The sequence below is a fragment of the Rhizobium sp. GN54 genome (genome assembly GCF_021026345.1).
Taxonomy (GTDB): Bacteria; Pseudomonadota; Alphaproteobacteria; order Rhizobiales; family Rhizobiaceae; genus Mycoplana.
This window is the reverse complement of the sequence record NZ_JAJNCZ010000001.1, coordinates 72,611-98,755: the sequence shown is the minus strand read 5'-3', so window position 1 is coordinate 98,755 and position 26,145 is coordinate 72,611. Positions and strand designations below refer to the sequence as shown.

Here is a 26,145-nt window from a genome sequence, read left to right as displayed (position 1 = left end):
CCGCATGCGACAACAGACCATCTATCGCGCCGAACCTGCCAGACTCTCCGCCAACGACAGCCCGAGGAGCCGGAGATGAACGCCATATTCGCACGACCTGCCTGCCATGACGCGCTCGAGCGCCTGAAGGACAGGCATCTGCTGAAATCGCTGGCCTATGTCGGCGGCCGCTGGGTCGCCAACAGCGCAAACCGCACCTTCGAGGTGCGCGATCCCGCATCCTCCGTTCCGCTCGCCTGGGTTTCCGCTCTGGACGCCGGCGAGACAGCAGACGCCATCGATGCGGCATCGGCCGCCCTTGCCGAATGGCGCGCCATGCTTCCGCAGGATCGTGCGGCGATCCTGCGGCGCTGGTACGACCTCATGCTGGCGGCCCGGGACGACCTCGCGCTGATCATGACGCTGGAGCAGGGAAAGCCGCTGTCGGAATCGCAAGGCGAGATCGCCTATGCGGCCTCGTTCGTCGAATGGTATGCCGAGGAGGGCAAGCGGCTGAACGCCGAAAACGTGACGAGCCACCTGCCCGGCGCCGAAATGATCGTGCGCCGCGAGGCGCTCGGCGTCGTCGGCATCGTGACCCCCTGGAACTTCCCCTCCGCCATGGTCACCCGCAAGGCGGCAGCCGCACTTGCCGCCGGCTGCACGGTGGTCGCCCATCCCTCGTCCGAGACGCCCCTGTCCGCACTGGCTCTGGCGGAACTGGGCGAGCGGGCCGGCCTTCCGGCCGGCGTCTTCAACGTCGTCACCGGCGACGCCGCGACGATCGTCGGGCGGATGTGCGAGGATCAGCGCATCCGCGCCGTCAGCTTCACCGGCTCGACCGAAGTCGGCAGGATCATCGCCGGCCAGTGTGCATCGACCATGAAGCGGCTGGTGATGGAACTCGGCGGCCACGCTCCGCTGATCGTCTTCGACGACGCGGATATCGACAGGGCCGTGGACATCGCCGTCAATGCCAAGTTCGCAACCTCCGGCCAGGACTGCCTCGCCGCCAACCGCATCTATGTTCAGCGCCCGGTGCTCGAGGCCTTCAACGCCGCCTTCAAGGCGCGGATCGAGGCCCTGAGGGTCGGCGCCGGCCTTGAGCCCGGCGTCGAGATCGGGCCGCTGATGCATGCGCGTGCCGTCGCAAAGGTCGACGAGCAGGTCAGGGACGCGATCGGCCGCGGCGCCCGCTGCCTCACCGGCGGCGCGGTTCACGCGGCCGGTCCGCTGTTCTACGCGCCGACGCTCCTGACCGAGGTGCCCGACGATGCCCTGATCATGCGCGAGGAGACCTTCGGGCCGGTCGCGGCTGTCGCCGTCTTCGACACCGAGGCCGACGCCGTCGCCCGGGCCAACGACAGCGAATACGGCCTCGTCGCCTATGTCGTCACGGAGAACGGCGCCCGCCAGATGCGGCTCGGCCGCGCGCTGGAATACGGCATGGTGGCGATCAACCGGGTCAAGATCACCGGCGGGCCGATCCCCTTCGGCGGCTGGAAGCAGTCCGGCATCGGCCGCGAAGGCTCCCGCCATGGGCTCGAGGCCTTCACCGAACTCAAGTATCTCTGCATCGACACCGCCGCCTGACACCTCCCGGGCCGGTACCAAACTTTAAAAAGGAAAGCAGCATGTCTGAACACAGCAATGAAATGACCGCCTGGGACCGCGACCACTTCTTCCATCCGTCCACCCACATGGGCATGCACGCCCGCGGCGAGACGCCGACACGCGTCATCGCCGGCGGCGAAGGCGTGCACATCACCGATGCCAGCGGCCGCACCAGCCTCGACGCCTTTGCCGGGCTCTACTGCGTCAACGTCGGCTACGGCCGCCGCAAGATCTCCGATGCGATCGCCGAGCAGGCGAAAAACCTCGCCTACTACCACGCCTATGTCGGCCACGGCACAGAGGCCTCGATCACCCTGTCGAAGATGATCATCGACCGCGCGCCGGAAGGCATGAGCCGCGTCTATTTCGGCCTTTCCGGCTCCGACGCCAACGAGACCAACATCAAGCTGATCTGGTACTACAACAACATCCTCGGCCGCCCGGAGAAGAAGAAGATCATCTCGCGCTGGCGCGGCTATCACGGCTCCGGCGTCATGACCGGTTCGCTGACCGGGCTCGAACTGTTCCACAACCTGTTCGACCTGCCGCGCGCGCCGATCCTGCACACCGAAGCGCCCTATTATTTCCGCCGGCCCGACCGCGCGATGAGCGAGGAGCAGTTCTCGCAATATTGCGCCGACAAGCTGGAGGAAATGATCCTGGCCGAAGGCCCCGAAACGATCGCCGCCTTCATCGGCGAACCGATCCTCGGGACCGGCGGCATCGTCCCGCCGCCCAAGGGCTACTGGCAGAAGATCCAGGCGGTGCTGGAGAAATACGACATCCTGCTCGTCGCCGACGAGGTCGTCACCGGCTTCGGGCGGCTCGGCTCGATGTTCGGCTCCGATCACTACGGCATCAAGCCAGACCTGATCACCATCGCCAAGGGCCTGACGTCCGCCTATGCGCCGCTCTCCGGCTCGATCGTCTCGGACAAGGTCTGGCAGGTTCTCGTGCAGGGCTCGGACGCGGCAGGCGCGATCGGCCATGGCTGGACCTATTCCGCCCACCCGATCTGCGCGGCAGCCGGTGTCGCCAACCTCGAACTCGTCGACGAACTCGGCCTCGTCGAGAACGCCGGCTCCACCGGCGCCTATTTCCGCGCCGAACTGGCAAAAGCCGTGAGTGGCCACAAGCATGTCGGCGACGTCCGCGGCGACGGATTGATGGCCGCGGTCGAATTCGTCGAGGACAAGGACGACCGCGTCTTCTTCGACCCCGCCCGCAAGATCGGCCCGCAGGTCTCGGCCGCCCTTCTGGAACGCGGCGTCATCGGCCGCGCCATGCCCCAGGGCGACATCCTCGGCTTCGCACCGCCGCTCTGCCTCACCCGCGACGAGGCCGACACCGTCGTCAAGGCCACAGCCCAGGCGATCGAAGCGGTCCTCGGCCGCTGAGGAAACCCCGCCCGCGGGAACGGAAAGCGTCGGCCACGATGATGCGGGCCGGCGCCCGTCGAACGATCGCCTCGCCCGCTATTCGGCGGCGAGTTGCTGTTGGAAGGGGGCATGCTCGCGGCCCGCTTCGGTTGCCGCGCCGCCCGCCTGCTCCGGCGCCTGCGTCCCCGTCTTCGGCTCCCGGCCGAAGAACAGGGCGTAGGCGGCTGGCAGGACGAGGATCGTGAGCACGGTTGCGACCAGGATGCCGCCCATCATCGCATAGGCGAGCGGCCCCCAGAAAACGCCGCGCGAGATCGGGATCAGCGCGAGGACGGCGGTCAGCGCGGTCAGCATGATCGGCCGGAAACGCCGGACGGTCGCCCCGACGATCGCCTCGGACCGCTGTATGCCGGCTGCGATATCCTGGTCGATCTGGTCGACGAGGATGATCGAGTTGCGGATGATGATACCGAGCAGCGCGATGACGCCGAGGATCGCGACGAAGCCGAAGGGCGCCCCGCTGATGAGGAGTGCTGCCGCCGCGCCGATGATGCCGAGCGGGCCGGTGGCGAGCACGAGCATCGCCTTGCCGAAGTGCTGGAGCTGGATCATCAATAGCACGAGGATGACGAGCAGCATGATCGGCGCCTTGGCCGCGATCGAAGCCTGGCTTTCGGCCGCGTCCTCCGCCCCGCCCTGGATCTCGACGCGGTAGCCGGGTGCAAGACCGTCGCGTAGGGGCTGCAATTCGCCATAGAGCTTCAGCGCCACGTCGTTCGGTTGAACGCCGTCCGGCAGCGTCGCGCGCACGGTGATCGTCGGCAGGCGGTCCCGGCGCCACTCGATGCCCTGTTCCATCACCGGAACGACCCTGGCGACCTGGGACAGCGGCACGAAGCCGCCGAAGTCCGTCGGAATGTAGACCGACCCGACAGCCGTCAGCAGGCGGCGGCTGTCGTCCGGCTCGCGGGCGACGATCGACACGGTTTCCTCGCCGTCTCGGAAGTCGCCGAGCGGCGCGCCGCTCATCGTTGCCTGCAGCATCTGGCGGATGCGCTGCGAGGTGATGCCGAGCGCGCGGGCACGGTCCTGGTCGATGACGAGCTTCATGCCCGGCACCGGTTCGAGCCAGTCGTCGTGGATGGCCGCCAGTTGCGGATTCTCCTGGAACTTCGCCTTGACCTGGTCGGCGATGCGGCGAACCTCGTCCCGATCGGGCCCGGTCACGCGCATCTGCACCGGCCAGCCGGTCGGCGGCCCGAGGAAGAGGCGATCGACCTTGGAGCGGATCGACGGGAAATCGGCGGCCAGGATGGAGCGCAGCTTGACTATCAGCCGTTCGCGCGCGGGCTCGTCCTTCGCCATGATGAGCAACTGGGCGAAGTTCGGATTGCGAAGCTGCTGGTCGAGCGGCAGGAAGAAACGCGGGGCGCCCTCGCCGATATAGGTGGCGATGAACCGCTTGTCCTCATCGTCCATCATGCGCGCCTCGAGCGCTTTGGCCTGTGTCTCGACCTCCTCGACGCTGGTGCCTTCCGGCAGCCAGAGGTCGACGAGGATTTCCGGCCGCGAGGACTGCGGGAAGAAATTCTGTGGGATGAACTGGAAGGCCCACAGGCTGCCGGCGAAGGTGCCGATGGTCAAGGCGAGCACGATCAGCCGATGGCGAACGGCCCAGCCGACGGTCGCGCGCAGACGACGATAGAAGCGGGTGTCGAAGACGTCGTGGTGGCCGCCGGCATGGTGGCGCTGCTTGAGGATCATGTGGCCGAGCCAGGGCGTGAAATAGACCGCCACAAACCAGGACACGACGAGCGAGATGCCGACCACGTAGAACAACGAGCGGACATATTCCCCGGCCGTCGATTCGGCAAAGCCGACCGGTATGAAGCCGGCGATGGTGATGAGCGTTCCCGTCAGCATCGGGAAGGCGGTGGACGAATAGGCGAAGCTCGCCGCGTCGATCTTGACGAGCCCCTCCTCAAGCTTGCGCTCCATCATCTCGACGACGATCATCGCGTCGTCCACCAGAAGGCCGAGCGCGATGATGAGCGCGCCGAGCGAGATGCGCTGCAGGTCGATGCCGAGCTCGTACATGATGGCGAAGGTTGCAGCCAGCACGAGCGGAATGGCGATCGCGATGACCAGGCCGGAACGCCAGCCGATCGACAGGAAGGAGACGACGAGCACGATCGCCAGCGCCTCGCCGAGCGCCTTCATGAACTCGCCGATCGCCTCGCGCACCACTTCCGGCTGGTCGGAGATCTGGTCCACGGCGACACCGTAGGGCAGTGCGCCTTCGAAGCGGGCGAAGGTCTCGGCGACGGCCGTGCCGACGCTCGTCACGTTGAACCCCTTGGCCATCACCACGCCGACCTGGACGCTGTCGCGGCCGTTGAAGCGGTACTTGCGCTGGTAGGGGTCCTCCAGACCCGCCGTCACGGTGGCGATATCGCCGAGACGCGTCACCTGGTCGCCGGCGCGCAGCCGGAGTTCGCGGATGTCGTCCACCCGGTCCACGGCGCCCTCGACGGAAATGCGGACGGACTGCCGGCCGGTGTCGACCGAGCCGGCCGGATCGACGCTGTTCTGGCCGGCAATGGCGGCCTGCAGATCGGAAAGCGTCAGACCGCGCTCGGCGAGCGCCTTCGAGGACACGTCGATGAAGATCTTTTCGGGCTGGTCGCCGATGATGACCGCTTTTTCGACGCCCGGCGTCGTCAGCAGCATGTCGCGCGCCTGGATCGCGAACGTCTTGAGTTCGGGATAGCTGTAGCCGTCGCCGGAGAGCGAGTAGAGCGTGATGAAGGTATCGCCGAACTCGTCGTTGAAATAGGGGCCGAGCAGGCCGTCGGGCAGTTCGCTCGCGATATCGCCGACCTTCTTGCGGGCCTGGTAGAAGGCATCGGCGACGTCCTGGGCATCCGTGTCGCCCTCGACCTGCAGCGTGATGATGGCGCTGCCGGCCCGGGTATAGGACTTGACCCAGTCCAGATGCGGCGTCTCCTGCAGCTTGCGCTCGATCTTGTTGACGACCTGATCCTGCATGTCCTCGATGGAGGCGCCCGGCCAGACCGCCTGCACCACCATGATGCGGAAGGTGAAATCGGGGTCTTCCTTCTGCCCCATGCGCATCAGGCCGAAAACGCCGGCGACGATGATGAGCCCGAAGAGGAAGCGGGCGATGCTCGGATGGCCGATGGCCCACCGGGAAAGATTGAACGAACGCTTTTCGTCGGTGGACGTGTTCATGGCTCCGCTCCCCTTCCCGGCTCAGCGCATCGTGAGGTGTTCGGCGGATGCGGAGAGGGCCGACTGCGCCACCTCCGACGGCAACTTGACCTTGAGGTCCTCGGTCATGAACTGCGTGCCGGCCGCGACGACGAGGTCGCCGGCGGAGAGCCCGCTGGCGATGCGAACGCCGTCAGCGTCGAAGGAGACGACCTCGACGTCGCGTGCATGCACCGTCGCGCGTGCAGGATCGACCGTCCAGACGATCGGCTTGTCGTCCTTTTCCGCCAATGCGGCAAGGGGGACGCTGACCAGCGTCTCGTCGGTATCGGCGGCGGCCCGTACCGCCGCGGTCATGCCGAGCAGCACGCGATCGTCCGCCGGGATGCCGATACGCACCGCGAAGGTGCGGGAGCGCAGATCGGCGCTGCCGGCCACCTCGCGCACCTTTCCCTTCAGCGTGAGGCCCGGATAGGACCAGAACCCGACGTCGACCGCCTTGCCCGGCTGGAAGGCGAGGATGTCCGTTTCGGGTACTGCGACCAGCACCTCTTTCTCGCCATCGACGGCAACCGTCACGACAGGCGTTCCCGACGAGACGACCTGGCCGACCTCGCCGCTCGCCGCCGTCACGATGCCGTTTTCAGCGGCCGCCAGATCGGTGTAGCGCACCTGGTTGCGGCTCTGGTCCAGCGTGCTTGCCGCATCGTCGCGCGCAGCCACGGCCTGGTTGTAGGAAAGTTCGGCCTGTTCGAGACTGGACTTCGATGCCACGTTCTTGGCGAAGAGATCGCGCGCCCGCTTCAAGGAAAGCTCGGTGGTTTCGACCTGGCGCTCTGCCGCGGCCACGTTCGCCTCGGCGCTGCGCACCTGCAATTCGTAGTCGGACGTGTCGAGACGCGCCAGAACGTCGCCTGTTGCGACGCGGTCGCCGACATCCACCAGGCGCTCGGTGATTTTCCCCGACACGCGGAAACCGAGCGCCATTTCGCGGCGCGCCCGCACCTGGCCGGAATAGTCGAGGCTGCGGGTGGTGCCCGGCGCCTTCACTTCCACGACCTTGACGGGGCGCAGCACCTCGACGGTGTTTTCGGACGTCTCCGCCTCGGTGCATCCCGCCAGCGCGAGAACCGACAAAAGCAGAAGCGGGGCGAAACGGGACTTTTGAAACGACTTGGGAAACACCGGCGAAAACATCTTCGCTCTCCAACTGAAAATCCGGCCTTCGTGACGCGGTCTGAGCGCGCTTCCGGTCATCGCAGCGCCTGTATGGCGAATTCGATCAGGTCTTCGGGCCGCGCCTGGTTCTCCTTCATCAGGCACTGCGCGACCATCTGCGGATGGCACAGGGTGACGAGGCTCGCGCCGAAGCATTTCGACGCAATGACGGGATCCTGCGGGCGGAACTCGCCGGCGGCGATGCCCTCGGCGATGATCTCCGCGACGATGGCGTGCAGCCTGATGATGTGCTTCTCGATGACATGCCAGTCGCGCTCGATCGCGACGACGACCATCTCGTGCACCTTCTCCTGATCGAGCATGGTGTCGACGGTCATCTTGTGCTGCGTCGAGGCGTAGCGACGAAGCCGCTCGACCGCACTTGCGGGTTCTTCGGCGACCGCGCGGGCGAGATCGTAGGCGGCCTGCAGCATGCGGCTGCAGAGCGCCTGATGAATGTCCTGCTTGGAGGCGAAGAACCGGTAGATGTTCGCCGTCGACATGCCGAGGTCGCGCGCGATGTCAGCGACCGTCGTCTTGCTGTAGCCATAGTGCCGGAAGAGACGCTCGGCCGCATCGAGAATGCGGCTGATGTTTTCCTGCCGCACCGAATCCTGTCCGTCATCAAGAAGAAGAGTGTCGGTCATGAGCGCATTCCTGACGAGTGACGATTTTTAAATTTCGTCAGTCATAACTCGAAACTCGTCATGCGTCAATTCAGATTGGTTGCCGGAAATTCACGCGCAGATACGACCCGCCGGGCCGCGCCGGGCCAGGCAGGGTGCTTCAGGCTGCCAGAAATGGGCCGCGCCCGGATCGCTCCGGGCACAGCACCTGCCTTCAGATGAGATGTCGTGCGGCGAGGTTGCGCATCAGGTGCGAGACGCCGAATGTCCAGGGCGGGCACTCGGTCGAAAGCCGCACGCGGTTCGTCAGCGCCCCGAGCCGGTCATTTGCAATCGTGACGATGTCGCCGACCTTGTGGGTGAACCCCTGCCCCGGCACGTCGCGGTCCTCCGTCGGCGCGAAGAGCGTTCCCATGAAAAGCATGAAGCCGTCCGGATACTGATGGTGGCGGCCGATCGTCTGGGCGACGAGGTCGAGCGGATCGCGGCTGATCTCCTTCATCGAACTGCGGCCGTTCAGGACGAAGCCGTCCTCGCCCTCGACGCGCAGGGTTAGTTCCGCATTGCGCACGTCGTCGATGGTATAGCCTGCGTCGAACAGGCGAATGAAGGGGCCGATCGAGCACGAGGCGTTGTTATCCTTGGCCTTGCCGAGAAGGAGGGCCGAGCGACCCTCCACGTCGCGCAGGTTGACGTCGTTGCCGAGCGTGGCTCCCTGCACGACGCCCCGCGAATTGACCGCGAGCACGATCTCCGGCTCGGGATTGTTCCACTTCGAGATCGGATGCAACCCGACATCGGCGGCATGACCGACGGAGGACAGGACCTGCGCCTTGGAGAAGACCTCGGCATCGGGCCCGATGCCGACCTCCAAATACTGCGACCAGACGCCTTCCTCGATGAGCGCCTGCTTGACCTTTTCTGCGGCCGGCGAACCGGCCTTGAGGTCACGCAGACTGTCTCCGATGATGGCAGTCACCTTCTCGCGGACCTTCTCGGCGAGGTCCGGATTGCCCGCCGCGCGCTCCTCGATCACGCGTTCGATCATCGAGCGGGCGAACGTCACGCCGCAGGCCTTCACCGCCTGGAGGTCGTTCGGCGCAAGGAGGTGCGGCCTGTCCCCGTCGAACGAACCGACGTCGGCAGAGAGCAGCGCCTGCAGGGGCGCAAGCACGGGGCCTTCGGCCTCGGTCGCATAGGCTGCCGCATCGTCGCGCTCGAGCAGGTCGCGCATGGTCGGGACGACTCTGGAGGTGATGTCGACGATCTGGCCGTCCCGGACCGCGACCAGGCTCGGCCCCGCCGCCCCGGGGTTCCAGACGCGTCCGACGAATGTGCCGGTGCCGATGGGATGCTGCTGCGTGCTCACGTCTCAATGCTCCTTGAATGCCATGGTCAGTATCGTGTCTTCCGTCATCGCCGCCCGGTCGAGGATCCCGGCGAGCCGTCCCTTGGAGAGGATCGCGACCCGGTCGCAGAGCGCCAGTATCTCCGGTACTTCCGAAGAGGCGATGACGACCGTCAGCCCCTTCTCGGCCTCGCGCGTGACGATGTCGTAGAGATCGGCCTTGGCGCCGACGTCGACGCCGTGCGTCGGTTCGTCGAGCAGCAGCAGGCGCGGCTCGGCCATCAGCGCGCGGGCGAAGATCACCTTCTGCTGATTCCCGCCCGACAGCGTCGAAATCGCCTGCGTATCCGTCGCCATGCGGATGCCGAGGCTCTGGCGATAGGATGCCATGCGCCGCGGGTCCCCGCCGCGATCCGAGAACAGACCGCGGGAAAAGCGCCGCAGGCTGCTGATCGCCGCATTGTCGCGCACGGAATGCTGCGGCAGGATGCCGGCGGTCTTGCGCCCCTCCGGCACGAGCGCGATTCCGGCCCGCACCGCCTCGCTCGGATCACGCAGGCAAAGCCCCTCGCCGAAAAGCGAGATCGTGCCTGCGGTCGGACGATGGACGCCGTGGATGAGATCCAGCAATTCCGTGCGTCCGGCGCCGACGAGGCCGAAGAGCCCGAAGATTTCCCCCTTGCGCACGTCGAGGTCGATGCCGGCGAGCAGGCGGCCGTCGGACACGCCCTTCATCGAAAGGGCGATCGTGTCACCGTTGATGGTCCGTGGCCGGTGCTCGTAGATCGCGGGCTTTCCCGTCATGTCGGTGATCAGTTGCTGACGGCTGGTTTCGGCGGGGCGCCGTTCGCTGACGATCGCGCCGTTGCGCAGCACGACGACCCGGTCGCAGAGCGCCATCGCCTCTTCCAGCCGGTGCGTGATGAAGATGATGGCCACACCCGCCGCCCGCGCCTCGCGAACGTAGGAAAAGAAGCCGCCGACCTCGTGCGGCGTCAGCGAGGAGGTCGGTTCGTCGAGGATCAGCAGCCGTGGCTTGCGTGCGGCCGCCTTGGCGATCTCGACCAGTTGCTGTTCGCCGGCGCGCAAGGTCGCCGCCTCGCGGCGCGGCTCGATGTGGCCGGCGCCCACCCGCTCGAGAAGCGCACGCGACGCTTCCTCCATCAGCCCGAAATCGACGAGACCCGCCCGGCTCCGGCTCATCCGGCCGAGGTGCAGGTTCTCGGCAACGCTGAGCGCGCCCACCACCGACAGTTCCTGGTGCACGAAGCTGACGCCCGCCTCGATGCCGTCGGCGACGGAGCCGAAGCGCACCGGCGCCCCCTCCATTTCGAGCGTGCCGGCGTCGGGCTGCAGGCCGCCCGACAGGATGTGCATGAGCGTCGACTTGCCGGCGCCGTTTTCTCCCAGAAGCCCGACCACCTCGCCGGCACGGAGATCGAGATCGACCGAATGGAGCACCGCATTGCCGGAGAAGCTCTTGGCGATGCCCCGTACGCGGACGAGCGGCGGCGGCGAAGAGGAGGCGACCGCGCCGGGTACGGCCGCCTCCTTCAGGCTGTCACTTCGCATCGTCAGGCGTCAGCAGCTTGCCGGTCACCGGGATGACCTTGGCGGGCGGTTCCTGGCCGGCGACGATGTAATTGTAGAGCATCACGCTGGAATCGAGCGCCTGCTGGTAGGGCGCCTGGTCGAGCAGGCCGACCATCTCGCCGGTCTTCAGATACTGCATGTTATCAGGTGTGTGATCGAAGCCGACGACGCCGACCTTGCCGGTGAGGTTCAGGTCCTTCACCGCCTTGGCCGCGCCGAACGGCCCGCCGGCAGTCACATAGACCATCGAGAGATCCGGATTGGCGGTCATCATGTCCTGCACCAGCGAATAGGCCGATTCCGCCTTGTCCTTGTTCTCGAACGGGCCGACGATCTGGATATCGGGGAAGTTCGCCTTGAGGTAATCGACTGCGCCGTTCATGCGCTGGGTATGCTGGGTGGCGCCGAAATAGCCGGTGATCACGCCAAGCTTGCCCTTGCCGTCCATCTCCTTGGCGATGTACTCGCCGATCTGCTTGCCGGCCGAGGTCGCATCCTGGCCGATGAAGGCGAGGCGCTTCGATTCCGTCGCGCCCTCGGCGACGATGTTGAAGACCGGCACGCCCTCGTCGGTCGCCTCGTTGATGATGCGCGCCGTGCCGTCGAAGATCGGCACCACGACGATGCCGTCATATTTCTTGGCAAGCGCGCCCTCGATGCCGGCGACGACGGCCTCGGCGGAAAGTTCGTCGCCGAGATCGACGAAGTCGACCGTGGCGTCGAACTTGGTCAGATAGTCGTTCGCCGCCTTCGCGCCTTCGGTCACCGGCGTCCAGAACGGATTGTTCTGGAACGACAGGAAGGCGATGCGGACCGGTCCCTTGGTGTTTTCCACCGCGGCCACGCTGCCGCCTTCGGGGGCCTCGGCGGCGATTGCGGGAAATGCGACCGCCGTCGCGGCAATTGCCGCCATCGCGGTCATCCTGATCTTCTTCAGCAACATGATGGTCTCCTCCACTTGTCCGTTGTCAGTCGTCGTCGCCGCGGCGCTGGAGTCCGTCCAGCCCGACGGCAAAAATGATCACCAGCCCCTTCGTCACCACCTGCCAGTAGGCGGAGATGCCGAGGAGCACGAAGGCGTTGTTGAGCAGCGCCATCAGCAGCGCGCCGATGACGACGCCGAGGATCGAGCCGCGGCCGCCGCTGAGCGCGGTACCGCCGAGAATGACGGCCGCGATGACGTCGAGTTCGTATCCCATGCCGAGATTGGGATCGGCGCTGGCGAGATTGCCGGCGAGGATCAGCCCGCCGAGGCCCGCAAGAAGGCCGCAAAGCCCAAAGACGACCAGGCGGATCGCCCTGAGGTTCACGCCGGCAAGGCGCGCGGCCTTCGGGTTGTCACCGATCGCATAGATCTCCCGGCCCATCACGGTGCGGCTTGCGAAGACATGCACGACGATGGCGAGCACGATCATCAACAGGAAGGACACGGGAATGTCGAAGATGCGGCCGGCGCCCACGAATTCGGCAAGGCCGCCGAACGGCACAGGTATGCCGCCGGTCATCAGGAGCGCGATGCCGCGCGCGATCGACAGGGTGCCGAGCGTGGCGATGAAGGGATTGATGCGGAAGCGGGTATAGAGGACGCCGTTGACGAGGCCGCAGGCAAGCCCGGTCAGGAGGCCCGCCATGAGCCCGATCGTCTCGCTCCCCGTATCGCGCATCAGGACCGCCGCGACCACTGCCGACAGGCCGATCACCGAGCCGACCGACAGGTCGATGCCGCGGGCGATGATGACCAACGCCTGGCCGAGCGCGACGATGGCGACGACCGAGGCCTGGCGCCCGACGTTGAGAAGGTTGCGCGGCTCCAGGAAGTAGTCGCTGGCAAAGGACAGATAGAGGGCGACGGCGGCGAGCATCGCAAGCACGGAGGCTTCGCGATAACGGCCGAGGCTGCGGATATAGGCGACACCGGTCTGCATGGCCGTCACCGCCGCCGGAATACGGGCGCGCGCTTCTCCTTGAAGGCGGCGCGGCCCTCAGCGGCATCCGCCGTCGCAAAGCAGATCGTCTGCAGGTCACGCTCGTATTCGATCGCCTTGTCGAGCGGCATCGAGACGGCGGCCTTCAGGTTGGCCTTCGCCGTTTCCGCGGCGATCGGCGCCCGCGAGGCGATAACCTCGGCGATGGCGCGGGCGCGCGGCAGAAGCTCCGCCGGCGCCACCACTTCGCTGACGAGACCCCAGGCCAGGGCTTTTTCCGCCGGGATGGCGTCGCCCGTCATCAGCATCAGCGCCGCATTGGAGGCGCCGATCGAATGCATCAGATGCGCCGCCATGCCGCCGCCTCCGATCCAGCCGAGCTTGATCTCCGGGGCGGCAAACTGGGCATTGTCGGACGCGATGCGGATATCGCAGGACATCGCCGTTTCCAGACCGCCGCCGAGCGCATAGCCGTTGACGGCGCAGATCGTCGGCTTCAGCAGCGCCCGGAAGGCGTCGCAATAGTCGGGGCGGTTGCGGAATTGCCAGGGCGTCTCGTAGGTGTCGAGTTCGCGGATGTCGGAGCCGGCGCAGAAAGCCCGTTCGCCGGCGCCCGTCAGGATGACGCAGCGGATCGTGTCGCTGTCGTTGCATTCCTCCACGGCGGCCACGATCGCATCCGCCATTTCCGGCGTCACCGCATTGAGCTTCTGCGGACGGTTCAGCGTGATGGTCGCGATCGCGCCGTCGATGGCAAAGAGAACATCGTCTGTCATGTCATTCCTACCTTTCGCCGCCGGCTGCGCGGTGGCTTGCATAAAGGGCCTGCAGGCTGTCGAGCACGCCGTCGGCCGGTGCGCCCTCCTCAAAGGCCTGCCTCAGCAGCGCCGATGCCTTTCCCTGGAAGGCGATGTAGCCGTCATGGCGCGGGCGGACATAGGCCTGCTCGAGCGTGTCGGCGGTGTTTTCGTAGAAGCTGCCCCAGCGCGCGTTCACCCCGGCATCGTGCCAGGCCTCGCGGCGCGACGGCTGGCCGTCGTGACCGGGTATGAAGCCGATCTGTGCCTCCCGTCCCATCAGCCAGAGGAGGTGCTGCTTCAAGGCGGGCGTGACCTCGCATCGCTTAGAAATGCCGATGCCCGTGCCGCCCAGCGTCGATCCCGGCCGGCCGCCGGCGGCCCGGCGCGGCGCATTGTGGAATGCAATCGCATGGCCCTCCAAAGGCGCCGCGTAGTTCACGTAGCCGTAGACCAGGGGGCAAAGCACGACGTCGTCATGGCTTGCCATGTGCCCGAGAATGCCGATCGGATTCTTCTCGCGCACCGATCGCGGACTGCGCGCGGCAAGGTCGCCCATCAGCTCGTAGACCTGCCGGCCCGTATCCTTCGAGACCAGCAGGCCGGGATCTTTCTCCGCCGGCGGTTCGCCGAAGGCGGCTGCAATCGAGAGGAAGGAGAGCGCGGCATGCGGCCCCGCGAGCGACAGCGCCACCTTGCCCGTCGATCGCGAAATCTCCGCGATCTCGTCCCAGAGAAGCGGCATCGGTCGCCCCAGGAGGTCGCCCCGCACCGCCATCACCTGCGTCGCCGCATCCAGCGGCAGCGCCCAGTGGGCACCGGCAAACCGGTAGCTCCGCAGGGACGGGCCGATGCTTTCGGCCTGAAGCGCCTGCACCGCCGCGTCGCCGAACACGCTCTCCAGCGATTGCAGGCAATCCCCGGCAACCGCCTCGCCGACATGCGGATGGTCGAGCACGACCAGATCGTAGCGGGCGCAGAGATCTGCGATCGGATGGGACTCGAAGCCTTCGAGCGGCTGCTTGTCCCAATCGATCGAAAGCCCGCTTTCCGCAAGCTCCGGCCGTCTCGCCGCTGCCGCAAGCGCGTTGTAGCCGCGCGGGTGATCCCACGTCAGCGCCTTCAGCCGCTGCATGTCAAAGCTCCCCGGCGGCTACGGCACCGGCCTGCTCCAGCCCGGCGATACGGGCATCGTCGTAGCCGGCCTCCTTGAGGATCTCGCGCGTATGCTGGCCGACGATCGGCGCGCCGCGGTCGATCGCCGACGGCGTTTTGGAGAACTTGATCGGAAAGCCCGGGGTCTTCACCTTGCCTTCGGTCGGGTGCTCGTATTCGACGAAGGTGCCGTTGTGCTTGACCTGGGCATCCTCGACGACATCGGCATAGCCATAGACCGGACCGCACCAGATGTCGGCGGCGCGCATGCGCTCCAGCCATTCGGCCGACGTCCGCGTCTTCAGCCGCTCGCGGGTCTTGGCGAAGATCTCGTCGCGCCTGGCCCAGCTGTCGACCTCGTCCTCCATGGTCAGGAAGCTCTCCTCGCCGATCACCTCGCCCAGCGTCTTCAGCTTGGGGAAGGCGACGATGATGAAGCCGTCGCTGGTGGCAAACGCACCGTAGGGCGCGCGGATATAGACATGCGCATGCGGCTCGGCCGAGCGCGTCTGCGGCTTGTTGCCGATGGTGAAGACGGAGAGCTCCTGCATCTGGATCGTGGTGATCGCGTCCAGCATGTTGACCTGCACCAGTTGCCCTTCGCCCGTCCGCTCGCGGTGGAAGAGTGCCGCGAGTGCGCCTTCGAAGGCGTTATAGGCGGTGATCGCATCGACGAGATACTGTCCGGCGGCCGTCGGCGGCTCGTCGGCGCGACCGGCCGAAAGCATGGCACCCGACATGCCCTGCAGCACGAGATCCTGCCCCGGCCGGTCGATATAGGGACCGTCCTCGCCATAACCGGACATGGACACGTAGACGAGGCGCGGATTGATCTTCGACAGCGTCTCGTAGTCGACGCTGAGCCGCTTGGCGACGCCCGGCCGATAGTTCTGCAGGAAGACGTCCGCCGTCCTGACCAGATCGAGCAGCACCTGCTTGCCGTCAGGCGACTTCAGGTCGACGGCCAGCGAGCGCTTGTTGCGGTTGAGCGACAGGAACGAGACGTTGATCTTGTTGCCGCCGGCACCGCCGGCTGCGACGTGCCGCTGCCATTCGCCGGTCACCGGCTCGACCTTGATCACGTCCGCGCCGAGATCGCCGAGCCTTTGCGCGGCAAACGGCCCGGCCATGGCGATCGAGCAGTCGAGGACGCGAATTCCGCTGAGAATTCCCATTTTCTTTCAATTCCTTATCAATAAAAGGCGATCAGTGCATGACCCAGCCGCCATCGACGTTCAGCGTCTGACCGGTGATGAAGCCCGCGGCATCGGAGATCAGGAACGACAGGGCGGCGGCGATGTCGGCCGGGCTGCCGCGCCGCTTGACGGCCTGATGGTCCAGCACGAAGCGCGTATAGCCTTCCGGGTCGGGGTGGATCTTCTCGGCATCCGTCGGAAAGGCGCCGGGGGCGACCGCGTTGACGGTGACGCCATAGGCGCCGAATTCGCGCGCCCAGGCCCGCGTCAGCCCGACGAGTGCGCCCTTGGACTGGACGTAGGGCGAGAGGTTCGCCCAGCCGCCATAGAAGGTGACGCTGGCGATGTTGACGATGCGGCCCCAGCCCTTTTTGCGCATGTGCGGCAGGGCCGCCTGGACGCAGACGATGCCGGCATCGACGTTCACCCGCTGCACCATCTGGAAATCTTCGATGCTGTACTCCTCGAAGGGCTTCGACGGGTAGATGGCGGCGTTGTTGATGACGACGTCGAAGCCGCCGACCTCGGCGGCAACGCGGTCGAGTTCGGTCCGCAGCGCAGAGAGGTCCGACAGGTCGATGGCGCGCACCGTCAGGCCCGCCAGTCCCTCCCCCGCCACGGCATCGCGCAGCGCCTGCGTCTTGCGCTCGTCATTGTCGATGGCGACCACCTTCGCCCCCGATCGCAGGAAGCTCAGCGTCGTCTCGGTGCCGAGCCCGCCGGCGGCACCGGTGTAGAGAATAACCTTGCCCGCGATCGACGCCGCGGCGACCGTGTCGGCTTTTGGAGAGAGCTGCATGTTCATCAACGCCCCCCGATCGCCACGTGATTGCCGGTCGGTTCCGGAAACGCTTCGGCCGGCTGCCCAGAGAGGCTCCGGATTCGCCGCTCGCTCGCCGCGATGGCGTCCGCGTCGGGCAGGATGCGGAAGGTCGTGTCGTAGCGGCGCTCTTCGGCATGCTCCAGCCAGATCAGTTCGCCCCGCTCGCGGGCGGCAGTATGGCCGAGCACATGGTTGGTGGACGGCTCGATGCCGAGCGCATACTGGCCTGACTGCAGGTTCTGCCACTCGAACATGCAGGGAAACTGGTCCTTGCGGGTGACGACCTCGAAGCCGACGCCGAGCGCATCGTTGACGAGCGCGACGGGCACTTCGCCATTGCCGTCGGCGACCATCTCGTGCTGCCAGACCTGCTCGTGGAAGTTCATCTGCGGTGCCGGCATGGTGCGGTAGCCGACCTCCTGCTTGCGGTAGTCGGCGCCCGCATGGGCCGCCCAGACCACCTCCCTGATCGGCGCGAGATAGCGCGATCCCTCCGCCAGCACCGGATGGCCGACGTTGATGTGGTAGCAGTACATATGCGGGGTCCGGTAGAAGCCGCGATTGACGACCCGGTCGGTCAGCCTGATGTCGTTGGTGCCGGCCTTGATCTCGATGCGGCGGACGAGTTCCAGGTGCTCGCCGAACACCGTTCCCTGCGTCACCACGCCTTCGCACCAGAGCGTGCAATCGTCGCCGATCCATTCCTCGCCGTATCCCGTGAGCTTGCCCGGGATGGTGCCGATGCGGCCGTGCAGGGAATGGCTGATGGTCTTGCGCGGACCGTAGACATAGCTGTCGCCCGGCTCGTCGTTCATGAACAGGATGTGGTCGAGGCCGCAGGTGACCATCAGGCCGGAGAAGGACCGCAGCCACGCGAGCCCGCCCTCGCCCTCATATTCGGCAAGGCCCGGATGCTTGAAGCCGGCCGGCGAGTTCCAGCCGATCGCCAGCCCACGATAGTCGCAGTCGGCGATGTCGAAGGCACGGTCGACGAGGACGGTGAAGCGCAGCCCGGTGCCGCTGCGAAACTCCAGCATGCGGATGCCGCGCTCGACGCCGTCTTCGAGCGTCATCAGGCGCACGCCGGCAAATTGCGAGAAGGATCCGGCACTGGCGGCGATGTCGCGGCGCGACATGGCCCTCCCGTAGAGTTCGACCATGAGAGTATTCCTGTTGTGAGCCCGACCGCTGCGGACTGTCCTGTCTTCAATTGCGGCGGCCGGACGATGCCGGCCGCCGGGTTGGCTTCAGAGGCCGTTGGCGCGAAGCTTCCCGTCGAGGAACTTCTTGGCCCGCGGCACGTCGCTTTCATCGAGGTGCTCGATGATGATCGGGATGTTCGGGTGCTTCTTCGAAAGCCGCTGCAGGTAGAGATCGTAGTTCAGCGAACCGAGCCCAGGTGCCGGCAGCTCGATCTCGCCGACGCCGCGGAAGGTGTGGCTTTCCAGAGCGTCCGCATCACCGATGTCGGCATGCTTCTCCGTCTTGTCGTCGCCCGAACGCTTCACGTCCTTGGCGTGAGCGATCCTGATCTTGTCGGAGAGCGTGTCGAAGACCTGGTCGAGGATCGCGTCCATGCGGTCGATGTTGTGGCTTTCGAAGTAGTTGGTCGGGTCCATCAGGAGCCCGAGGCCCGGATGATCGACCTGCGCGAACATCTTCACCGTCTCCTCGACCGAACCGACGACGTTGTTGACGTAGGTCTCGAGAAGGAACACGGCGCCGTGGTCATAGGCGTGCTGCGACAGGTCGGCGATGACCTTGCGGCATTCCTCGAAGCCTTCCTCGGTCTTGTTCTTCGGATGATGGACCCAGTCGGATTCGGTGTTGAACGTACCCGTCTCGGAAATGACGTAGGGCGTGCCGAGATGCTGCGCGTAGCGGATGATCTCCTTCAGGTAGCCGACGCGCCGCTCGCGCTCCGCCTTGTCCGGGTGGATGATGTTGGTGTAGCCGGAGATGCAGCAGATCGGCAGGTTGTGGTCACGGAACGTCTCGCGGACACGGACGCACTTGTCCTTGGTGATCTGACCCGCCGACAGGTCGACGTCCTTGAAGTGCATGTCGAGCTGGACGGTGTTGAAGCCGAGCCCCCTGATCTTCTGGGCCGTCTCCTCGAGGCCGTAGGGGAAATATCCGGAGAAAATGCCGGTTTGCATCATGATGAAAATCCTCCCTTGGAATTCAGTCGATTGCGATTTCGGAAAGCCTGACCGTGCGCCGCTCTTCGATGGAGCGGTATCCCGCCTCCACGAGCGCCACGGTCCTGACATTGTCGGCGACGGAGAGGGCCGGCGGCTCGCCGGACTTCACCGCATATTGCAGCTGTTCCATCACGCCGACGAAGGCGTGCGGGAACCACATGGTGTCCCATTTGGGCGAAACCCACTTGCCACCGGTGGTCTTCTTCGAGGCATAGGACAGGGTGGACGGCGAACCGTCCGGCCAGCCGATCGTGCCCTGCGCGACGCCGTCCGTGCCCTCGACGCGCCATTTGATGTAGATGTCGCTGTCGAAGCCTTCCTCGCGCGGGCCCGACCAGACGTCCTCCATGGATACGGCAAGAACGCCGCTCGGGAATGTCAGCGTCGACACGGTGATCCCGTCCTTGTGGGCGAATGTCGTGCGCGGGTCCGTGCGCGTCACCGTGGTGATCGCGTCGGGATCGCCGAACAGGAAGCGCAGCACGTCGAGATGGTGCACGCTCATGTTGGACAGCGTCAGCCGGTCGTAGTCTTCCAGGAACGTCTGCCAGTGCGGGATGGCGCGCATCTCGATCGTCGCCATGACGACGGTGCCGAGTTCGTCCCTGTCGAGGATCTGCTTCAGCACGCGCATCGACTGGTCGTAGCGCATGTTCTGGTTGACGGAGAGGATCTTGCCGGCCTTCGCCGCCTCGTCGCGGAGCGACCGGGCCTCATCGAGCGTCAGCGCCAGCGGTTTCTGCGCCAGGATTCCCTTGATATGCGGCGCCTTGAGCGCCTCGCGGATCAGCGCCGGCTGCTGGTCCGGCGGGAAGGCGATGTCGAGGATTTCGACCTGGGGATCGGCGATCAGCGCCGAGGGCGTGTCATGCACCGTCGGAATGCCCCAGCGCTCGGCGACGGCCTTCGCCTTGTCCTTCGTCCGCGACGCGATGGCTGCGACCGGGAAGCCCGCCTCCCTGTAGGCGGCGAGATGGCACTCGGCCATGATCATGCCGGCGCCGATGCAGCCGATCCGGTAGTCCTTCGCCCGCACCGGCGGATCCGGCACGAAGCTCCCGTTTTCTCCCATGGTCTCCTCCCATTTCGTATGTTCGTTCATGGACGCAGCGCCTCTCCCGCGGACCCGAAGAAATGTATCCTCTCCGGATTGCAGCTCAGCGCCACATCGCTGTCGATGAGAATGTCCGGCTGCCCGCGCAGAAGGGCGCGCAGCTTCTGGTGCCCCGTATCCAGCGTGACCACGGTGTAGCCGCCGAGCGGTTCCACCTCGTAGACCCGGGCCGGCCGTCCGGGCCGTCCCGCCTGCCAGGGCTCCACCTTGAGATCCTCGGGGCGAATGCCCATCCCCGCGACATCCGCCGGGACTGCGCCGGACGGCAGGACGATCGTCCCGTCCGCCGCAGCCAGCGGGTCCCGGTCTCCCGTCGCCATGATGTTCATCATCGGCGCCCCGAGAAGCTGGGCGACATAGCGGTTCGCCGGCCGGTCGTAGATGTCGACCGGGGTGCCGACCTGGCGGATCGCGCCATGCTCCAGGATCGCCATCCGGTCGGCGACCGACATGGCTTCCTCCTGATCGTGGGTGACGTAGACCAGCGTCTGGCCGAGATCGCGCTGGATGCGCTTCAGCTCTACGCGCGTCTCCTCGCGCAGGCGCGCGTCTAGCGCCGAGATCGGATCGTCCATGAGATAGGCAACCGGATCGCGCACCAGCGCGCGCGCGATCGCCACGCGCTGGCGCTCGCCGCCGGAAAGCTGCGCCGGCGGCTTGTGCAGCAGGTGCCCGATATGCAGCTTGGCCGCGACCGCATCCACGCGCGTGCGGATATCCTGCTCCGGCACCCGGCGCTCGACCAGCGGGAAGCGCACGTTCTGCATCGCCGTCATGTGCGGGAACAGCGCCAGGTTCTGGAACACCATCGCGATGTTGCGGCCCGCCGGCGAAACACTGGTCACCGGCCGGCCATCGATCAGCACCTCGCCCTCGTCCGGCGTCTCCAGCCCGAGGATGAGCTTCAGGATCGTCGACTTTCCCGAAAGCGGTGGACCGAAGAAGCAGAAGAACTCGCCGGACTGGATGTCGAAAGTCGCGTCGGCCACAGCGACGGTCTTGCCGTAGCGCTTGGTGACGTTGCGGAAGGAAATCGAGCCCATCTTCACGCCTCCCTGATGCATTGGCCGGTGGCCGCATCGAAGAGCCGCACCGAACCGGGCTCGACCGCAACGGCAACGGAGACGCCCGCCTCGACCGCCACGTCGTTGTCGAACACCGCCTTGATCCGCTGCCCGTCCGGGCCGAGATGGACGATGGTGCGGGCGCCGATCCGCTCGACGAACACGACCGGCATCATCATGCCCTCGCCCGAAGCCGCCAGCGACACGCGTTCCGGCCGGAAACCGTAGACGACGTCGCGGGTGCCGTTCGCACGGGCGGCCGCGGCCAGGGCTGGATCGAGCGGGGCGGACCGTCCGAGCGCGCCGAGGTCGACGACGAGGCCGCGGTCGCAGTCGGCGAGTTCGCCCTTCAGCAGGTTCATCCCCGGCGCCCCGATGAAGCCGGCGACGAACAGATTGTCGGGGTTGTTGTAGACCTCCAGCGGCGTGCCCACCTGCTGCAGCACGCCGTGGTCCATGACGGCGATCCGGTCGGCCATGGTCATGGCCTCGAGCTGGTCATGCGTCACATAGACCATCGTCTGCCTGAACTGGCGCTGCAGGTGCTTCAGTTCCGTGCGCATGACCGCGCGGAAGGCCGCGTCGACGTTCGAAAGCGGCTCGTCGAGGAGAAAGATCGCCGGCTCGACGATCGCCGAGCGGCCGATCGCCAGCCGTTGCAGGATGTTGACCGAGAGCTTCGCCGACGGCTGTTTCAGGAGCGGGCCCAGTTGCAGGAAATCGGCGGTCTTCCGGACCCGGCCATCGACCTCGCTCTCCGGCAGCCGGCGCATGCGCAGGCCATAGGCGAGATTGTCGTAGACGTTCATGTGGGTGAAGATCGCGTAGTTCTGGAAGACGAAGCCGACGCCGCGCCGGCCCATCGCTACGCCGTTCATGTCCTTGCCGTCGAACAGGATCCGCCCCTCGGAGGGGTTCTCCATGCCGGCGATCATGTTCATCGTCGTCGACTTGCCGCAGCCGGACGGCCCGAGCAGCGCCATGAACTCGCCGTCGCGGATTTCCAGGTCCATCGTCTTCAGCGCCGTGAAGGCCCCGAAGCGCTTGACCAGGTTTTCGAGGTGGATCGCAGTCATCGCTCAGGCTTCCTTTCCGGCATTCATGCGGCTGATCGCCAGCGAGACGAGAATGGAGAGAGCGACGAGGATGACGAGCGCGATGGCCGCAACATAGCCCCAGATCAGGTCCTGTTGCGTCACCTTGTAGATGTAGACGGAGATCGTCTCGGTCGCGACGCCGGGGCCGCCGCCGGTCATGATGTAGAGCGTATCGAAGATCTTGAAGTTCTCGATGACGCGGATCGCGAGCGCGATGACGATGATGGTCTTCATCTTCGGCAGCACGATCGTGCGGAAGCGCTGCCACCAGGACGCGCCGAGCAGCGTCGCCGCGCGGACCTGGTCCTCGGGCACGCCGACGAGGCCGGCCAGCAGGATCAGAAACATCAGCGGCGTCCACTGCCAGATATCGGCGATCATCACGGCGATCAGCGCGGTGGTCGGGTTTGAAAGCCAGGCGATCGAAACGTCCATCCCCGTCAGGCTCGACAGGATATCGTTCACCGGCCCGCCGGACTGGAACAGCATGAAGAACATGTAACCGGCGACGGCGGGCACCACCATCATCGGGATCAGCATGATCGAATAGAACACGCGCTTGCCGACGAAATCGTCCATGAACAGGATCGCAAGCCCGAGCCCGAGCAGGAACTCGGCCGGAACGCAGATCGCCATGACGAGTGCGGTGCGCCCGAGCGCGCTCCAGAAGCGGCTGTCCGCCATCAGGTCGGTATAGTTGGCGAAGCCGTTCCACAGCTCATAGGCCTGCCACCAGCCGATGCCGTCGAGCGGCGACCAGTCGGTCAGGCTGATATAGAGCTGCACGAGCAGCGGAAAGACGGCGATGAACAGGACCAGCACCTGCGCCGGCAGCGTCAGCAGGAAGCCGAGGCGACGGCCGCCATCCTCCGCCTGCGGGCTATCGCCCTGCGCCAGGTCTGCCATGGACACCTTCTCCGGGGTTGCGAGGCTGGTCATTGCTTCAGCGCTCCGAAGGTCAGGCCGCGCACGAGATGGCGCTGGATGGCGATGCCCATGATGACGGGCGGGACGGCCGCGATGAGGCCGAGCGCCGCCTTGGCGCCATAGAGCTGGCCGGTCATGGAGGACGACAGCGACGCCATGTAGACGGGGATCGTCACCCATTCGCGCGTCGTGAGCAGCAGCGCGATCAGATAGTCGGACCAGTTGAGGATGAAGACGAACAGGGCCGAGCTTGCGAGCGCCGGCCGCATCATCGGCAGCGTGATCTTCATGAAGACGCGGCTGCGCGAGCAGCCCTCCACCAGTGCCGCATCCTCGATCTCGCGCGGCATGTCGTCGAAGAACGTCTTCATCAGCCAGAAGGCAAAGGGCAGCGTGACGATGCCGTAGATCAGCGCCAGCCCCCACCAGCTGTCGACCAGGCCGAGAAAGGCCCACATGATCATGACCGGAATCATCACCGCCATCGGCGGGAAGAGCCGAAGCTGGATCAGCGCCAGCGGCAGGTTCTTCCCCGAACCGAAGCGCGACAAGCCGTAGGCGGCGGCGGTTCCGCAGCCCATGGCGATCAGCGTGCCGAAGACGGCCGACAGCAGCGACGACAGGATCGGCTTTCCGGCCGTACGGTCGAGCGCCACGATCAGGTCGCTGGTCGAGGTGCCGAAGATGAAGCGGAAATTGTCGAGCGTCGGGTTCTTCGGCCACCAGGTGAGATCCGCCCCCGCGGCAGACCATTCGGCGATGGGCTTGAAGGCCATGGAGGCCATCCACAGCGTCGGAACCAGCGTGACCGCAAGCGCCAGCGAGATGGCGGCATAGCGAAAGACTTCGAAAGGCAAGGAGCGGTTCATGGCATCAACTGCAGCGTTTGCGTGTCTTCGGAAAGGGCGGGGTCTTGCCCGCCCCTTCCGCCGATGAGACGGCCGGTCAGCCGGTCACCGGATCGAGCACGGTGGGCCACGCCTCCTTGTTGGACTTGATGGCGGCCACGAGCTTGTCCTCGCCGATGCGCCGCGCGATCCGGTTCCACTGCCGTTCCGTGTCGGCCATCGCGTCTTCCGGGCTCTTGGTCTTCGTCAGCGCGGCGACAAGGTTCTCGTCGAGCGCATTGTGGAAGGCGGTGGCACCCGGATAGTTGATCGTCGGCACGGTGCGGGCCACCGTCTCGCGGACAACATCCATGTGGTAGTCGTGGTAGGTCTGGCGCACGAGCGGATCGGCGAAGTTCGACAGCTGGAACGGATCGAAGTAGCCGCCCGGATTGGCCGTCATCCACGAATAGATGCGGCTGGAACCCAGCCACTGCAGCAGCAGGTAGCAGGCCTCCGGATGCTGGCTCTGCGAGGAGACCGACGCCGAGAGGTTGAGCCAGAGGACGGAGCGCCGGACGAGCTGCCCGTCGATCTCGCGACCGGGCGGCAGCATCGAACCGACCTTGCCGGTCACCGTCGAACCCTGGTTTGCGGCATTGTCGAGGAACTTCGGCAGGTTCGAGAAGGCGCAGGTCATCGCCGCACCGCCGCCGGCGAAATTGCCGTATTGCTCCGGCCAGCCCCAGGAAATCGCATCGGGCGAGTGATAGGACAGGCTGTCGATATATTCCCGGGTCGCCTGGAAACCCGCCTCGCCGTTGATCAGCGGCTTGCCGTCGTCGTCGAACAGGAACTGGTTCGGCGACGCCATCGAGACGAAGCGCTGGTACCAGTTGGTGTAGCCCCAGCCCTGGTTGCGCAGGTCGGTGCAGCCGAACAGGCCCTTGTCCGGCCGGTGGAAGAAGGCGGCGATCGCGTCGAGCTCCTTCCAGGTCCTCGGCGGCGCCAGTTCGTAGCCGTTCTTGTCGGCGAAGGCCTTCTTTTCCGCCTCGTCGCTGAAGAGGTCGGTGCGGAAGTTCCATGTCTGGAAGTCGCCGTCGAGCGAGACCCCGTAGGTCGAGCCGCGATACTGGTTCAAGAGCGAGACGCCCTTCTGGCCGTTGACATAGCCCCGTTCGGCATCGTCCCACTCGGGCCTGTGCTGGGCGACGTAGTCGTCGAGCGCGACGATGCCGCCGGCCTCCGCAAGGTCGCCGAGCCGGTTCCATTCGACGGCATAGATGTCGAAGGCACCTCCCTTGGTGGAGATGTCCTGCATCGTCTTGGTGAATTCCTGGCCGTTCGGCACGCCGACGATGTCGAGCGTGATGCCGGTTTCCTTCTCCCAGAGCGCCTTGATCGACGGCGCGCCTTGCGGGAAGGGCTGCGTCAGCTGGCCGATCGAGCCGTCCGACAGGCCGAGCACGATGCGGGCCGGCGCCTTGCCGGCACCCTTGAGCGCCTTGACGGCCTCGATGGCGCGTCCCTCCGGCGTATCCGGGCCATACTGGTAGCGTTCGGCTCCGTCGAAACCCGTCGGCCCGCCGATCATTCCGGGCGCCAGCGCATCCGAGGCGAAGGCACGCCCCGGGCGAATGAATTGCGGCGCAATGCCTGCGGCCGCGGTCAGCGCGATGGCCTGCCCGCTGCCCGCGAGAAAACGACGCCGCGACGTACGATATATCTCTGCCATGATGTTCCCTCCCCCTCGGCAGACTCCTCCTCTGCTGCCGAATTGACGGGATACTGCGGCGACACACCATCAATGTCAACATCAGAAAAGATCATTTTACATCATAAAATTCTTCATCAACAATCACAGAGAACATCTCGACCTCACAGAAACATGATCGACCATGATGATAACGCTTATATCTCCATGTTTTCAGGCCGGAATTGCACATTCTGCTGCGGAAAACCGCCGACAGGGGCTTGCATCTCGCCGCCGACGATTTACATCAAATTACATCATTTCAAGAAAGGATT

The 26,145-nt window shown here is 65.8% G+C and carries 21 protein-coding genes; 2 read left to right on the top strand and 19 right to left on the bottom strand.

The features are described from left to right. Positions 1 to 75: 75 nt before the first annotated feature. Both LQK81_RS00435 and LQK81_RS00430 read left to right on the top strand, forming a co-directional pair. On the top strand, positions 76 to 1,572 hold the full coding sequence (locus LQK81_RS00435; protein WP_230802705.1) for an NAD-dependent succinate-semialdehyde dehydrogenase: 1,497 nt from the start codon (positions 76 to 78) through the stop codon (positions 1,570 to 1,572). Between the two features lie 41 nt (positions 1,573 to 1,613). After that, positions 1,614 to 2,990: an aspartate aminotransferase family protein gene (locus LQK81_RS00430; protein ID WP_230802704.1), complete on the top strand. Its 1,377-nt coding sequence runs from the start codon at positions 1,614 to 1,616 to the stop codon at positions 2,988 to 2,990. Between the two features lie 78 nt (positions 2,991 to 3,068). On the opposite strand, the gene LQK81_RS00425 is transcribed toward LQK81_RS00430, so the two are convergent. The 19 genes from LQK81_RS00425 to LQK81_RS00335 form a co-directional block, all read right to left on the bottom strand. After that, positions 3,069 to 6,224 carry an efflux RND transporter permease subunit gene (locus tag LQK81_RS00425; protein ID WP_230802703.1) on the bottom strand — a complete coding sequence of 1,052 codons (3,156 nt, stop codon included), beginning with the start codon at positions 6,222 to 6,224 and terminating at the stop codon, positions 3,069 to 3,071. A gap of 21 nt (positions 6,225 to 6,245) precedes the next feature. Beyond that, positions 6,246 to 7,400: an efflux RND transporter periplasmic adaptor subunit gene (locus tag LQK81_RS00420; protein ID WP_230802702.1), complete on the bottom strand. Its 1,155-nt coding sequence runs from the start codon at positions 7,398 to 7,400 to the stop codon at positions 6,246 to 6,248. A gap of 56 nt (positions 7,401 to 7,456) precedes the next feature. After that, positions 7,457 to 8,068, bottom strand: coding sequence for a TetR family transcriptional regulator (locus LQK81_RS00415; protein ID WP_230802701.1), 612 nt, complete (start codon positions 8,066 to 8,068; stop codon positions 7,457 to 7,459). A 193-nt stretch (positions 8,069 to 8,261) separates the two neighbouring features. Further along, on the bottom strand, positions 8,262 to 9,416 hold the full coding sequence (locus LQK81_RS00410) for a fumarylacetoacetate hydrolase family protein (protein ID WP_230802700.1): 1,155 nt from the start codon (positions 9,414 to 9,416) through the stop codon (positions 8,262 to 8,264). Positions 9,417 to 9,419: 3 nt separating this feature from the next. Continuing rightward, entirely contained in the window at positions 9,420 to 10,967 is a 1,548-nt protein-coding gene (locus LQK81_RS00405; RefSeq protein WP_230802699.1) for a sugar ABC transporter ATP-binding protein, read from the bottom strand. After that, entirely contained in the window at positions 10,957 to 11,931 is a 975-nt protein-coding gene (locus LQK81_RS00400; RefSeq protein WP_230802698.1) for a sugar ABC transporter substrate-binding protein, read from the bottom strand. Before LQK81_RS00400 ends, LQK81_RS00405 begins: the two co-directional genes overlap by 11 nt. 25 nt (positions 11,932 to 11,956) lie before the next feature. Next, positions 11,957 to 12,913, bottom strand: a complete 957-nt coding sequence (locus tag LQK81_RS00395) for an ABC transporter permease (protein WP_230802697.1) — start codon at positions 12,911 to 12,913, stop codon at positions 11,957 to 11,959. A gap of 5 nt (positions 12,914 to 12,918) precedes the next feature. Continuing rightward, positions 12,919 to 13,689 (bottom strand): enoyl-CoA hydratase/isomerase family protein, encoded by a 771-nt coding sequence (locus LQK81_RS00390; RefSeq protein ID WP_230802696.1) that lies wholly within the window; start codon positions 13,687 to 13,689, stop codon positions 12,919 to 12,921. Positions 13,690 to 13,696: 7 nt separating this feature from the next. Next, complete coding sequence (locus LQK81_RS00385; RefSeq protein WP_230802695.1) at positions 13,697 to 14,845, bottom strand: carbohydrate ABC transporter substrate-binding protein; 1,149 nt, start codon at positions 14,843 to 14,845, stop codon at positions 13,697 to 13,699. A 1-nt stretch (position 14,846) separates the two neighbouring features. Beyond that, positions 14,847 to 16,040, bottom strand: coding sequence for a CaiB/BaiF CoA transferase family protein (locus tag LQK81_RS00380; protein WP_230802694.1), 1,194 nt, complete (start codon positions 16,038 to 16,040; stop codon positions 14,847 to 14,849). A gap of 31 nt (positions 16,041 to 16,071) precedes the next feature. After that, entirely contained in the window at positions 16,072 to 16,866 is a 795-nt protein-coding gene (locus LQK81_RS00375) for an SDR family NAD(P)-dependent oxidoreductase (protein ID WP_230802693.1), read from the bottom strand. Then, complete coding sequence (locus LQK81_RS00370; protein ID WP_230802692.1) at positions 16,866 to 18,044, bottom strand: aldose 1-epimerase family protein; 1,179 nt, start codon at positions 18,042 to 18,044, stop codon at positions 16,866 to 16,868. Before LQK81_RS00370 ends, LQK81_RS00375 begins: the two co-directional genes overlap by 1 nt. Before the next feature lie 87 nt (positions 18,045 to 18,131). Next, on the bottom strand, positions 18,132 to 19,046 hold the full coding sequence (locus tag LQK81_RS00365; RefSeq protein ID WP_230802691.1) for a sugar phosphate isomerase/epimerase family protein: 915 nt from the start codon (positions 19,044 to 19,046) through the stop codon (positions 18,132 to 18,134). A gap of 22 nt (positions 19,047 to 19,068) precedes the next feature. Then, positions 19,069 to 20,190: a Gfo/Idh/MocA family protein gene (locus tag LQK81_RS00360; protein ID WP_442967043.1), complete on the bottom strand. Its 1,122-nt coding sequence runs from the start codon at positions 20,188 to 20,190 to the stop codon at positions 19,069 to 19,071. Then, the gene (locus LQK81_RS00355; protein WP_230802690.1) at positions 20,187 to 21,245 is read right to left on the bottom strand and encodes an ABC transporter ATP-binding protein; all 1,059 of its coding nucleotides are present in this window, start codon (positions 21,243 to 21,245) and stop codon (positions 20,187 to 20,189) included. The genes LQK81_RS00360 and LQK81_RS00355 overlap by 4 nt, the downstream gene beginning before the upstream one ends. A gap of 2 nt (positions 21,246 to 21,247) precedes the next feature. Continuing rightward, entirely contained in the window at positions 21,248 to 22,342 is a 1,095-nt protein-coding gene (locus LQK81_RS00350) for an ABC transporter ATP-binding protein (RefSeq protein WP_230802689.1), read from the bottom strand. Between the two features lie 3 nt (positions 22,343 to 22,345). After that, a complete protein-coding gene (locus LQK81_RS00345) occupies positions 22,346 to 23,269 on the bottom strand; it encodes a carbohydrate ABC transporter permease (RefSeq protein ID WP_230804352.1) in 924 nt (307 codons plus the stop codon). A 29-nt stretch (positions 23,270 to 23,298) separates the two neighbouring features. Beyond that, a complete protein-coding gene (locus tag LQK81_RS00340) occupies positions 23,299 to 24,159 on the bottom strand; it encodes a carbohydrate ABC transporter permease (RefSeq protein ID WP_230802688.1) in 861 nt (286 codons plus the stop codon). 76 nt (positions 24,160 to 24,235) lie between these two features. Beyond that, positions 24,236 to 25,852 (bottom strand): extracellular solute-binding protein, encoded by a 1,617-nt coding sequence (locus tag LQK81_RS00335; protein WP_230802687.1) that lies wholly within the window; start codon positions 25,850 to 25,852, stop codon positions 24,236 to 24,238. Positions 25,853 to 26,145: the final 293 nt, after the last annotated feature.